General features: G+C 60.8%; 13 protein-coding genes. 4 read left to right on the forward strand and 9 right to left on the reverse strand.

Annotated features, from left to right (window positions below; translation table 11 throughout):
- The first annotated feature begins 198 nt into the window (after window positions 1-198).
- Window positions 199-1203: an NADP-dependent oxidoreductase gene (locus PSH79_RS20015; RefSeq protein ID WP_305439175.1), complete on the forward strand. Its 1005-nt coding sequence runs from the start codon at window positions 199-201 to the stop codon at window positions 1201-1203.
- Window positions 1204-1326: 123 nt separating this feature from the next.
- On the opposite strand, the gene pyrF is transcribed toward PSH79_RS20015, so the two are convergent.
- Entirely contained in the window at window positions 1327-2025 is a 699-nt protein-coding gene (gene pyrF / locus PSH79_RS20020) for an orotidine-5'-phosphate decarboxylase (protein ID WP_187677828.1), read from the reverse strand.
- Between the two features lie 295 nt (window positions 2026-2320).
- Between pyrF and PSH79_RS20025 the strand changes: the two genes are divergently transcribed.
- From PSH79_RS20025 to xopAW, 3 genes are all read left to right on the forward strand, one after another.
- Entirely contained in the window at window positions 2321-3070 is a 750-nt protein-coding gene (locus PSH79_RS20025) for a response regulator (RefSeq protein ID WP_187677829.1), read from the forward strand.
- Window positions 3070-4119, forward strand: a complete 1050-nt coding sequence (locus PSH79_RS20030; RefSeq protein ID WP_305439177.1) for a cell wall metabolism sensor histidine kinase WalK — start codon at window positions 3070-3072, stop codon at window positions 4117-4119. Before PSH79_RS20025 ends, PSH79_RS20030 begins: the two co-directional genes overlap by 1 nt.
- Before the next feature lie 112 nt (window positions 4120-4231).
- Entirely contained in the window at window positions 4232-5080 is an 849-nt protein-coding gene (xopAW, locus tag PSH79_RS20035) for a XopAW family type III secretion system calcium-binding effector (protein ID WP_305439178.1), read from the forward strand.
- 572 nt (window positions 5081-5652) lie between these two features.
- On the opposite strand, the gene PSH79_RS20040 is transcribed toward xopAW, so the two are convergent.
- The 8 genes from PSH79_RS20040 to PSH79_RS20075 all read right to left on the reverse strand — a co-directional run bounded on the left by PSH79_RS20040 (window position 5653) and on the right by PSH79_RS20075 (window position 12692).
- Window positions 5653-6705: an AI-2E family transporter gene (locus PSH79_RS20040; RefSeq protein WP_305439179.1), complete on the reverse strand. Its 1053-nt coding sequence runs from the start codon at window positions 6703-6705 to the stop codon at window positions 5653-5655.
- A 67-nt stretch (window positions 6706-6772) separates the two neighbouring features.
- Window positions 6773-7579, reverse strand: a complete 807-nt coding sequence (locus tag PSH79_RS20045; protein WP_305439180.1) for a DUF4892 domain-containing protein — start codon at window positions 7577-7579, stop codon at window positions 6773-6775.
- Between the two features lie 115 nt (window positions 7580-7694).
- Window positions 7695-8549 carry an alpha/beta hydrolase gene (locus PSH79_RS20050; protein ID WP_305439181.1) on the reverse strand — a complete coding sequence of 285 codons (855 nt, stop codon included), beginning with the start codon at window positions 8547-8549 and terminating at the stop codon, window positions 7695-7697.
- Entirely contained in the window at window positions 8546-9352 is an 807-nt protein-coding gene (locus tag PSH79_RS20055) for an alpha/beta fold hydrolase (RefSeq protein ID WP_305439182.1), read from the reverse strand. The genes PSH79_RS20050 and PSH79_RS20055 overlap by 4 nt, the downstream gene beginning before the upstream one ends.
- A 203-nt stretch (window positions 9353-9555) precedes the next feature.
- Complete coding sequence (locus PSH79_RS20060) at window positions 9556-9999, reverse strand: hotdog fold thioesterase (RefSeq protein WP_305439183.1); 444 nt, start codon at window positions 9997-9999, stop codon at window positions 9556-9558.
- Window positions 10000-10031: 32 nt separating this feature from the next.
- Entirely contained in the window at window positions 10032-11687 is a 1656-nt protein-coding gene (locus PSH79_RS20065; protein ID WP_305439184.1) for an AMP-binding protein, read from the reverse strand.
- Between the two features lie 208 nt (window positions 11688-11895).
- Window positions 11896-12348: a phosphohistidine phosphatase SixA gene (gene sixA, locus PSH79_RS20070; protein ID WP_305439186.1), complete on the reverse strand. Its 453-nt coding sequence runs from the start codon at window positions 12346-12348 to the stop codon at window positions 11896-11898.
- Window positions 12345-12692, reverse strand: coding sequence for a DUF4389 domain-containing protein (locus PSH79_RS20075; RefSeq protein WP_305439188.1), 348 nt, complete (start codon window positions 12690-12692; stop codon window positions 12345-12347). Before PSH79_RS20075 ends, sixA begins: the two co-directional genes overlap by 4 nt.
- Between the last annotated feature and the right edge of the window lie 3 nt (window positions 12693-12695).

Consider the following 12695-nt stretch of genomic DNA (forward strand, 5'->3'; position numbering starts at 1 on the left):
ACTTGCAGCATAGCCATTGGGTTTGGACGGACGTCAGCACTATCAGAAGACTGTTTATGCCCCCATGCGTCGCAGTGATAGAACCCCACCAACAACTATCACCGCACTGGATTGGAATGCATTCGCCGCATCAGCCAACCTTGCGACATCGCCGCTGAAGGTCTATCAACAAGGCTTCATTCACATCGAGTGCCTGCCATGACCAACCAGACCAATCGCCAGTTCCTGCTCGCCAAACGCCCGGTGGGCGCTGCGACCCGCGAGACTTTCACTTATCAGGAAGTACCGGTGGGCGAACCGGCGGCGGGACAGATTCTGGTCAAGAACGAATACCTGTCCCTCGACCCGGCCATGCGTGGCTGGATGAATGAGGGCAAGTCCTACATCCCGCCGGTCGGCATCGGCGAAGTCATGCGCGCACTGGGCGTAGGCAAAGTCGTCGCTTCGAACAATCCTGGGTTCGCGGTCGGGGACTACGTCAACGGCGCGATCGGCGTACAGGATTATTTCCTCGGCGAGCCGCGAGGTTTCTACAAAGTCGATCCGAAACTGGCGCCGCTTCCGGTGTATTTGTCCGCGCTGGGCATGACCGGCATGACCGCCTACTTCGCCTTGCTCGACGTCGGTGCACCAAAGGCTGGTGACACCGTGGTGCTTTCCGGCGCGGCCGGTGCGGTGGGCAGTATTGCCGGGCAGATCGCCAAGATCAAAGGCTGCCGGGTGGTCGGCATTGCCGGCGGTGCCGACAAGAGCAAATACCTGATAGATGAACTGGGCTTTGACGGCGCCATCGACTACAAAAACGAAGACGTGCTGGCCGGGCTCAAGCGTGAATGTCCCAAAGGTGTGGACGTGTATTTCGATAACGTCGGCGGCGACATTCTCGATGCGGTGCTGAGTCGCCTGGCCCCGAAAGCCCGGGTGGTGATCTGCGGCGCCATCAGCCAGTACAACAATAAAGAGGCGGTGAAAGGCCCGGCCAACTATTTGTCGTTGCTGGTCAATCGTGCGCGCATGGAAGGTTTTGTGGTGATGGACTATGCGGCGCAGTACGCCAGTGCCGCGCAGGAAATGGCCGGCTGGATGGCCAAGGGGCAACTCAAGAGCAAGGAAGACATCGTTGAAGGACTGGAGACATTCCCGGAGACGCTGATGAAACTGTTCAGCGGTGAGAACTTTGGGAAGTTGGTGCTGAAGGTCTAAAGCCACCGCAAAACAAATGCGGGAGTGAGCCTGCTCGCGATAGCGGTGTGTCAGTCAACATCATCGTCGATTGATACACCGCTATCGCGAGCAGGCTCACTCCTGCAGGTTTGCGGTGTTCGGTCAGGCGATCTCGGCCACAACCGAGGCCAACGCCTTGGCCGGATCCGCCGCCTGACTGATCGGACGGCCGATCACCAGGTAATCGGAACCGGCATCCAGCGCCTGACGCGGGGTCAGAATGCGACGCTGGTCGTCCTGCGCGCTGCCCGCCGGACGAATCCCCGGGGTCACCAGTTGCAGCGACGGATGTGCGGTTTTCAGGGCCTGGGCTTCCAGTGCCGAGCACACCAGTCCGTCCATCCCAGCCTTCTCGGCCAGTGCCGCCAGACGCAAAACCTGCTCTTGCGGTTCGATATCCAGACCGATACCGGCCAGATCCTCGCGCTCCATGCTGGTCAGCACCGTCACGCCGATCAGCAGCGGCTGTGGGCCACTGCGCTTGTCCAGCTCTTCACGGCAGGCTGCCATCATGCGCATGCCACCGGAGCAATGCACGTTGACCATCCACACCCCCATCTCGGCAGCGGCTTTGACGGCCATCGCAGTGGTGTTCGGGATGTCGTGGAATTTCAGGTCGAGAAACACTTCAAAACCCTTGTCACGCAGGGTGCCGACGATTTCCGCGGCGCAACTGGTGAACAGTTCCTTGCCCACTTTGACCCGGCACAGTTTCGGGTCCAACTGGTCGGCCAGCTTCAGTGCGGCGTCACGGGTGGGGAAATCCAGGGCGACGATGATAGGAGTCTGGCAGACGGACATGGATGGGCTCTCAGGCAGGTCGAAATCGGCGCGCATTGTAGCGGAACCGGCGGCGGCGCGGCACCCGATGATCGGTAAATCGTCGCGCCAACCGTGATCAGCATAGCGCTCGCTGATATTGTGTCGACTCCGATACACAACCGACACGCCACCAACAAGCACCCGCGCTAGCCTCGCCAGCCGCAACACGTCCTTACATCAGCACTTCCCGCCTCACCGCCGGACGCCTATGCTGAAACTACCACCTCGCAGCCCATCTTTGTGGTTGGCGGCCTACTGGCAGATAAACAGCCCCATGCACAACAACCAAACCACCGTGAATGATGAGCAAAAAGACGACAAGCGCTGGAGCATCCGGGCCCTGATCGTCGACGATGACGTGCCAATCCGCGAGTTGATGATCGACTACCTCGCGCGTTTCAACATTCACGCCAGCGGCGTCACCGACGGCGCAGCGATGCGCCAGGCAATGCAGGCCGAGCATTTCGATGTGGTGGTGCTGGATCTGATGCTGCCAGGCGAAGACGGCTTGTCGCTCTGCCGTTGGCTACGCGCCGAATCGGACATCCCGATCCTGATGCTCACGGCCCGTTGCGAACCCACTGACCGCATCATCGGCCTGGAACTGGGCGCTGATGACTACATGGCCAAACCATTTGAACCGCGCGAACTGGTGGCGCGGATTCAAACCATCCTGCGCCGCGTACGCGATGATCGCACCGAACAGCGGGCGAACATTCGTTTCGACAACTGGCGCCTGAACAGCGTCCTGCGCCAACTGATCGCCGACAATGGCCTTGTGGTGCCCCTGTCCAACGCCGAATTCCGCTTGCTTTGGGTTTTCATCGAACGCCCGCGCCGAGTGCTCAGCCGCGAACAATTGCTCGACGCCGCCCGCGGGCGCTCGATCGAAGCGTTCGACCGCAGTATCGACCTGCTGGTCTCGCGCCTGCGACAGAAACTCGGCGACGATCCAAAAGCCCCGCAGTTGATCAAGACCGTTCGCGGTGAGGGTTACCTGTTCGACGCCAGGGACATCGGCTGATGCGAGCGCGCTTCGACACGCTGTTCGGCCGCCTGTTTGGCATGCTGTTCGCGGCGATCGTCCTGGCGCACCTGCTGGCGTTTACCTGGTTTCGCCTCTACGGCCCGCCACCACCTCCGCCGCCACCGGAATTTTCCCAGAACGCCGAGGGGCAACGCCCGCCCCAGGATCCGCGATACCCGCCACGCCCGCCTCGCCCGTGGTTTGGCGGGCCGATCGTGCCGCTGACGTTTCAGTTTGTCTCGCTGATAATTGCCGCGTGGTACGGCGCCAAACTGCTGAGTCGGCCGATCCAGCGCTTGAGCAACGCCGCCGAACGCCTCAGCGAAGACCTCGACAGCCCACCGCTCGACGAATCCGGGCCGCGCGAAGCCAGGCAAGCGGCGCACACCTTCAACCTGATGCAGCAGCGCATTCGCGAACAGGTTCAACAGCGCGCACGCATGCTCGGCGCCGTCTCCCACGATCTGCGCACACCGCTGTCACGCCTGAAACTGCGTCTGGAAAACATCAGCGACGACAAGTTGCAAAGCCAGATGCGTCAGGATCTGAACGACATGATCGGCATGCTCGACGCCACCCTCACCTACCTGCACGAACAACGTACCAGCGAAGCGCTGCAACTGATGGACGTGCAGGCGCTGGTCGAATCGTTGTGCGAAAACGCTCAGGATCAAGGCGCTGACGCGCAAGTCAACGGCCATTGCGCACCGATGCAGGTGCAGCCGATGGCGCTGCGTTCGTGCATCAACAACCTGATGGACAATGCCCTGCGCTATGCCGGGCAGGCGCGCATTGAATTGCAGGATCAGCGCGAGCAACTGCTGATCCGCGTGATCGACCACGGGCCGGGGATTGCCGAGGACAAGCGCGAGGCGGTGTTCGAACCGTTCTATCGCCTGGAAGGTTCGCGCAACCGCAATTCCGGTGGCGTGGGCTTGGGCATGACCATCGCCCGCGAGGCAGCGCAGCGCTTGGGCGGGCAATTGAACCTGGAAGAAACACCGGGTGGCGGCCTGACGGCAATTATCCGTTTGCCCCGCCCCTGAGAACCCATCTGTGTACCAATCGGTACAAACACCACATACCCACGACAACTTACGCCTTGAGGCTGCATAAGCCGGTACACCCACCGGCTTTCCATTCCAGGGAGTGAGTCCGATGATCGGTAGCGTCAGCAACTACACGAGCTATACCAGCACCAGCAGCACCACCACGCAAAACGCCCGCAGCCAGCAACTGCAAAAAGAACTGTTCGCCAAACTCGACAGCAACGGCGACGGCGCGGTGGATCAGGACGAACTGAACAGCGCCCTGTCTCAAAAGTCCGACGACGGCCTGCTGGTCAACCTGAGCAAACAGTTCGGCGATCTGGACAGCGACGGCAGCGGCAGCCTGAGCGCAGAAGAAATGACCGCCATGGCGCCCCCACCGCCACGCGATCAAGCGCCCAACACCGACCTGGCCGACGCACTGATCAGCGCACTCGACACCGACGGCGACGGTGCCATCAGCAGCGACGAACTGAGCACCGGCCTGACCAGCGCCGGCAGCACCGCCGACAGCAACGAAATCTTCTCGGCGCTGGACAAGAACGAAGACGGCGTCGTCAGCCAGGACGAACTCACCGCCAGCCTGACCCCGCCGCCACCGCCTCCGCCACAAGTGAACAGCGATGAACTGTTCAGCCAGCTTGATGCCGATGGTGACGGCAGCGTAACCGCGACCGAACTCAGCAGCGTGTTGCAGGCCAGCGACAGCACCTCGACAGCCAGCACCGACACCAGCGCCGCACTGCTCAAGGTTCTGGATAGCGACAGCAGCGGTGACGTCAGCAGCGATGAATTGAAAGCGGCTCTGCAGGCGGGGCGTGAACGTCCTGACGAAGAGCAGACCGCCAGTGCCCAGACCAGCTCTGAAGCGTTGAACCGCATGATTGCCAACTTGAGCAAGCAGTACTCGCTCGACAATGCGGCGCCGGTGGGCAAGTACCTCAACATCGCTACGTAACCCGCCTACTGTAGGAGCTGTCGAGTGGAACGAGGCTGCGATCTTTTGATTTTGCTTTTTGAATTATTAGCAAGATCAACAGATCGTGGCGTTTGGCGGTTCTTGCATGTGTGTGAGGGGGGGTTGGGGGGGGCATATCCGTTGCTGCGGTAACGGCTGCTTAGGGTTCCGCCCTTACGGCGGGTCACTTTTTCCAGACGCCCGGAATGCCGGCCCAGAAAAAAGTAACCAAAAAGGCTGCCCCACTCAACACAATGAGCGCAAGCTCGAGTACCGCTCTTGATCTTGATCTCGGAGCCCGTCGGCAGGCTGAGTGGAGGGATTGATCCGGGGGTGGGAGCGCAGCGACCGTTTGGCGAAGCCAAACACATCGAGAGGAGGTGCAGCGCAGCAAACCGGAGGCGATGCCCCCGGATCAATCCCGCAGCGAAGGAACCCGAGCCACGGCGAGGGCCGAACGTCAGGGTAAAGACCTTTGGTTACTTTGGGGCGTTTGCCAAAGTGACCCGCCGTAAGGGCGGAACCGCCAGCCGCAACACCCGCAACAACGGATATGCTCCCAATCAAAAACCCTAACGGCGATCCTCAACCCGAGCCTGACTCTTACTCCAATCCGTCAACAAACTATAAGCAACAGCCAAAAGCGTAGGCCCGATAAACAACCCGATAAACCCAAACGCAAGCAACCCGCCAAACACCCCAAGCAACACAATCACCAACGGCAAATTCCCGCCACGACTGATCAGATAAGGCTTCAGCACGTTATCCACACCACTGATGATGAACGTCCCCCAGATCCCGAGAAACACCGCCATCCCATACTCACCCTTCCACGCCAGCCATGCCGTTGCCGGTACCCAGACCAACGGTGGCCCCATCGGAATCAGACTCAGGAGAAAGGTCACAATCCCCAACACCAATGCACCCGGCACCCCGGCAATCAAAAACCCGATCAACGCCAAAACCGCCTGCGCCGCCGCCGTACCAATCACCCCGTTGACCACCCGCTGCACCGTTCCGGCAACCAACTCGATGTAGTACCCGGCACGATCGCCGATCAAACGCTCCAGCAGACCGTGCACGAACGCCGCCAGACGCGGCCCGTCGCGATAGAAAAAGAACACAAAGACAATGCTCAGCGTCAGTTCAAGGATGCCGCCGCCGATCTGTGCACTGCGTGCCAGCAACCAGTTACCGACCTGCCCCAGATAAGGCTTGATCGACACCATCAACGCCGCGCCCTGCTGATCGATGCTGTTCCAGATCCCGACCAGCCGCCCACCTACAAGCGGCACACCGCCCAGCCAGGCTGGCGCCTCCGGCAGACCATCAACCTGCACATCCTTGATAAAGGCCGTGGCATCGCGCACATGATCGGCCAGATTGAACCCCAGCCAGACCAGCGGCGCCGCCACCAGCAACATCCAACCCAACGTCAGAATCGCGGCAGCCAGCGACTCACGACCATTGAGCAGCCGGGTCAAAAGACGCATCAGCGGCCAACTGGCAAACGCCAGCACCGCCCCCCAGAAAAGCGCCGACCAGAACGGCGCCATCACCCACAGGCTGGCGCCAAACAGCACCAGCAGCAGGATCTGCACCAGCAGTCGATCGTTATTGAGCATGTAAGGTCTCGAAAGTCATTCAGGCCAAGAATAGGCGAACATGCCGCGCATGCTCGCCCGCCAGAGCTTATCGCAACAGATCAATGCGCAGGCCAACGCCGTCGACATTGCCGGTTTCCATCCGCGCCGCGCGTACGCCCTGATTGATCAGCGCCTGGCGCCAGGCCTCGGCTTTAGGGCCGGACAGCGTGACTCGCTGCGTGGTATCGAGGTTCAAGCCACGGGAAATCAAGCGCAGCCAGGTGTCATCCGGATCATTGACGAGTTTGGGGAAATCCAGCTCGCCGGTGCTTTTGAGCTGGCGCAACAAGGTCGCCGAAGTCGGCAGCAACTCGCCCAATGGCGCACCCGCATCGAACTGTTCGACATGCAGATAGGCTTTGCGATTGCCGCGCGTGATGCTGTAGAGCGCCACCAGTGTGTTGTCCTTCGGTGCCGCCAACCTCAGCAACAGATAGGCCTGTTGCTCGTCGGAGCCATACAGCTTGGCATTACCGAACACCTCATTAGCCCACAGACTGCTTTCGCCACAGTCGCGCGCCTGACACCAGAACAGCAACTCGGCATCCTGCTTTTGCAGGGCCTCGCGGGCGGCGGTGAAGGCTTCGGTGGCGGAATGTTCGGCCGGCAACTCGTAAGTGACCGAGGTAGTCTGGCCACGGGCAGTGACTTGACCGTCAAAGCGCAACTGGCCGCTGATCTTGCGAATCGAGCCCAGCGGGTAGATTCGCTCCAGCTCCACGGGTGGGCGATAGTCGACGATTTGCGCATCGGCCAGACGCGGCACGATCTGCAGATCCTGACTGCCGGGCACATCGGCGGCGAACGAAATGGAACTGAAACAGCACAGCGCCAACAGACTGAGTGACCGCATAGTCAGGCTCATCGGATCGGCATGACTTGGCTATTCGGGGTCGCAGCGGTATAGAAATCCATCGTGGTTGTCTCCCATTTCAACCCGCCCAGCCTCGACAGTTGCCCGCTGCAAGTCAAGGAATGGCGAAGAAGCGATTGAAACAGTCTGCGACAAGGTCGGCACCGGCCTCGTCGTTGAGGTGCAAATGGTGCCCGCCCGGCAGCTGCTCACGGGTAAAGGGTAGACGCTCCAGCAGCTCCGGATGTTTGGCCAGCATGCCGTCAGCCGCGACCACCAATTGCGCCGGGCAACTGATGCGCTGCACGAAGGCCATGGCCTGCTCCTGAGTCAGGCGCAACGGCGAAGGCAGGGTCAGGCGATTGTCGGTGCGCCAGGTGTAACCACCGGGCACCGGCATCAAGCCGCGCTGAGCCAACAGTTCTGCGGCCTCACGACTGACCGCCACCAGGCCTTTCATCCGCGCTTCGATGGCACGGTCGAGGGTGTTGTAGACCGGTTTGCGCTTCTCGCGCAGATCCAGTTGTGCTTGCAGGGCCATGCCCATGCGCTCGGCAGCGTTTTCGCCCTTGTCCGTAGGAGGAATCACCCCGTCGATCAGCGCCAGATGGGTGATACGCTCCGGCAATGAGCCCGCCAGCACCAGCGAAACGATGGCGCCCATCGAATGCCCGAGCAGGCCGAAACGTTTCCAGCCCAGTTGTTCGGCAACTTGCAGCACATCATGGGCGTAGTCCCAAAGCGCATAACCGGCGCCCTTCGGTCGATGCCCGGAATGCCCATGCCCAGCCATGTCCAGCGCAATAATGCGCAGGCCTTTGAGCTTGGGCGCCAGGCGCGCGAAGCTGTTGGCGTTGTCGAGCCAGCCATGCAGGGCGATCACCGGCAACCCTTCCTCAGGGCCGAACAAATGCGCTGCCAGCTCGATATGCGGCAGACTCAGGCGCACCTCTTCGACTGTCTGGCTCATGCGCAATCCTTGTCCTGACGGCCTTCCCAGCGAGTAAACAGATTCTTCAGCAGCCGCGCGGTGTCTTGCGGTCGCTCAAGGGGAAACATATGGCCACCGGGCATGCTCAGTGCCTCTCCCTGGGCAAGGCGTGAAACAAAGCGGGTGTGATGGCGCATCACCACGCGACTCTTGTGCCCACGCACCACCGCCAACGGCACCTGCAACTGGCGAGTGCGGCCGGGGCTGGTGTGCGGCACGCCGCGATAAATGCTGATCTCGGTGGCCGGATCGAAGCGCAGACGCAGCTTGTCGCCGACCATGTGCAGGCCATGTTGCAGGTAAGCGTCGAAGCATTCCGGGTCAAAGCCACGAAACAGGCTCTTGCCGGCAAAGTAACTGCGCGCGCTGTCGAGGTCGGCAAACTCTTCGCGGCGGCCAAGGGTACGGCCGGCCGGGGTCAGTTTGTCGATGAAGCCGAAGCGCTTGGCGGCGCGGATCACCCATCGATCAGTGCGGGTCAGCACCGGTGAATCGAGCATCACCACGCCGCGGTACAACTCAGGGCAACGCAGTGCCGCGTGCAGATGCAGTACACCGCCGAAAGAATGGCCAACGCCCCACACCGGCTGGTCTTGTTGCTGCAGGTGATGGATCAGCTCATCGACGAGGTTGTACCAGTTGTCATCCGCCGGGAAACGCGGGTCATGGGCATGCTGCTCCAGATGCGCGACCCGATACTCGGGCGCCAGCGCCGCGAACAACTTGCCATAGGTGCCCGAAGGGAAACCGTTGGCGTGGGCGAAAAAGATCGGTTGCGACATGCGGGTACATCCATGGGCGAGAAACGTGGCGTTGATTGTCCGTAAGACCGAGGCCGGCGGCAATGACTGTAACTGCCAGGAATGATGACAGTCCGGTCAGTGTGATGGTGGGGTCAGAGAGATCGCTCCACCCCTCACCCCAGCGCTCTCCCTCCGGGTGGTCCGACGTTTCGGGAGGGCTAGGGTGAGGGGCTTACTCGACATCACCGCGCCGGCGGCTGCTCACCCAACGGCACCACCGCCATGGTCAATCGCGACACACAACTGGCCTTGCCTTCATCGCTGGTCAAACGGATATCCCAAACATGGGTCGTACGGCCGATATGAATCGGCTTGGCCACTGCCGTCACCCGACCACTGCGCAACCCACGCAAATGGTTGGCGTTGATCTCCAGCCCCACGCAATAAAACTTGCTCGCATCGATGCACAAATAGCTGGCCATCGAACCGACGGTTTCCGCCAGCACCACCGATGCCCCGCCATGCAGCAAGCCGTAAGGCTGGTGAGTGCGATGGTCGATGACCATGCTCGCCGTCAGCGATTGTTCATCGAACGCTTCGAAGCGGATATCGAGCACTTCGCCGATGGTGTTTTTCTGGATTGCGTTCAACTGCTCGATGTCGGGATTGGTACGCCACAAGCTCATCGCAGACTTCCTTTGTTGTTTTTAGTGGTCGCTCAATCCTGCCACAGCACCGCCTCGCTACGCTCGCTCCATTCTTCGAAGCGGGCACCGTAAGTGTCTTCGATGACGTTGCGCTTGATCTTCAGAGTCGGCGTGAGGAAGCCGTTTTCCACTGCCCAACTGTCCTTGACCACCACCAACCTGCGCAGGCGCTCGTGCTTGTCGAGCACGGCGTTGACTTCCTCCAGCAGTTTTTCCAGGCTCGAATGCAGGCTCGCACGTGGCTCCTCCTGATTGACGCTTGAGAGCACGCACAACCCCAGCGGTGCACTCAGGCCGTCACCGACCACGCATACCTGTTCGATGCGTGAATGCACGGCCAGGCGGTTTTCGATCGGTGCCGGAGCGACGTATTTGCCCTTGCTGGTCTTGAAAATCTCCTTCAACCGCCCGGTTAATCGCAGACGTCCCTCGGCATCCTGCTCGCCCTTGTCGCCAGTACGCAGGAAGCCATCTTCTGTGAGGGTTTCAGCGGTTTTCTGCGGTTCCTTGAAATAGCCGAGCATGTTCGCCCGACTGCGCACCTGCACCTCGCCTGACTCATCGATGCGCACCTCGACATCCGGGCACGGTTTGCCAATCCAGCCCTGTTTGTACTGGCCCGGCAGACAGATGTGCGAGTAGCCGCAACTCTCGGTCATGCCATAGACCTCCAGCACGTCGAGCCCGAGCTTCTGATACCAGGTGAGCAAAGTCTGCGGCACCGGTGCTGCGCCGGACAGAGCAACGCGCAAGGCATCAAGCCCCAGGCCGACGAGCACTTTGTGCCCTACCCGCTTGCCAATGAACGGCAGGCCGAGGAGAAAATCGAGTCGCTTCGCAGGGATCTTGCTGTAGACGCCCATCTGGAATTTGGTCCAGATCCGCGGCACGCCGAACATCGCCGTCGGCCGCGCACGCTTGAGGTCAGTGATAAAGGTGTCGAGGCTTTCAGCAAAGAATACGGTCTGCCCGGTGTAGATCGAAGCCAGTTCAACGAACATGCGCTCGGCGACGTGGCATAGCGGCAGGTACGACAGCAGTCGGTCATTCTCGTTGAGCCCGAACAACTGCGTGCCGCGGGTCGTCGCGAACCCGAGATTGGCAAAGCTGTGCATCACGCCTTTGGGCAGGCCGGTGGTGCCGGAGGTGTAGATGATGGTCGCCAGTTGCTCGGCGGCGGGACGCGGGTCGTCCTGAATCGGTGAACTGCGCTGCAGGTCATCCCAACTGAAATCGAAGTCAGCGGGTGGATGCAGTGGCAGGCTGATGGTCGGCAGATCAGCCGGCACGCCTTGGGACATGCCCGGCCAGTCATCGAGTTTGCCGATGAACGCCAGCACGCTTTCCGAGTGTTTGAGCACCTGGGCCACGGAGTCGGCGGTGAGGTTGGGATACAGCGGCACCGAAACATGTCCGGCCATCCAGATCGCCAGGTCGGCAATGATCCAGTGTGCGCAGTTTTTCGAGATCAGGGCGATGTGGCTGCCTTGCGGCAATTCCCGGGCACGCAGCCAGTGCGCAGCGCAGCGGGCCTGATGGCCGACGTCGGCCCAGGTCAGGGTCTCGACCTGGCCGCCACCGATGGGCTGCACGAGGAAGCGCTGGCGCGGGTGCCGGGCCTCGCGTTCGTAAAACACGTCCAGCGGCAAACGGAATGCGGCAGACATGCGACTCGCTCCTGTTTTTTTGGTCTGGAGCAAGCGTAGTCAACCAAGCAAGTGCTTGGTTGGAAAATTCAAACAAATAATTTCTGGTGTACGCGCTACCTGTAGGAGTAAGCCTGCTCGCGATTGCGGTTTATCAGGCGGTATTTATGTCGACTGACACGGCCTCATCGCGAGCAGGCGCACTCCTACAGGGTCGGTGTCCACAACTTCAGGGATGCTTGAGGCTGTTGAGGGTCATCGAGCCAATCAGCAGTTCAGGGCTCTCAAGCTCAGCCAAACCCGCCGTACTGACCTTCTCCGGCGGATACCCGGCACCGTGCTGCAAATAGCTCAGCAAATTCCCCACCAGCGGGTTGTGGCTGACCAGCAGCACGTTGCTCACCGACACCAGTTGATCGGTCACCTTGTCCGAATCAACCTCCGGCGTCAGCCACTCCACCGTGCGAATTTCCGGTTCAAAACCCAGCGCCTCGCGGACAATCTGCGCGGTCTGCTGCGCGCGCAAATAAGGGCTGGCGTAGATCGCGGTCAGCGGCTGGCCGATCAAATGGGCGGCGCTGCTCAAGGCTTCTTTGCGACCGTGCTCGGTCAGTTCCCGTTCGGAATCGGGGCACGAGCCATAAGGCACGGCCTCACCGTGACGCAATACCCAGAGTTTCATAGCTTGGGTTCCTCATCTCGGGCCGGATGCGGTGCTGGCGGCACGGCGTGCGGCGCTTCGCCTTCCGGGGTACGCGGCGTTGGCCAGTCGGCGAACGGCCAGGGTTTCTGGTCGCTGTGAAAGGTGCCGAAGCGACCGATCTGCGCCAGAAACTGGCTCAGGCTGTCGCCGAAATTCATCAGGCTGGCGCTCGGGGCGCCATAGATCAAACGATAGATCAGCTGCACCAGCACCACCGCGCCGAGGATGAACTGCGCCACTTGCCAGACCAGCACGTAGACGATCATCCACAACACCCGCAGAAGGATGGATTCGTACTTGGCTTCGGTTTTCGGATCGTTCATATG

The organism is Pseudomonas sp. FP2196, assembly GCF_030687715.1.
Taxonomy (GTDB): Bacteria; Pseudomonadota; Gammaproteobacteria; order Pseudomonadales; family Pseudomonadaceae; genus Aquipseudomonas.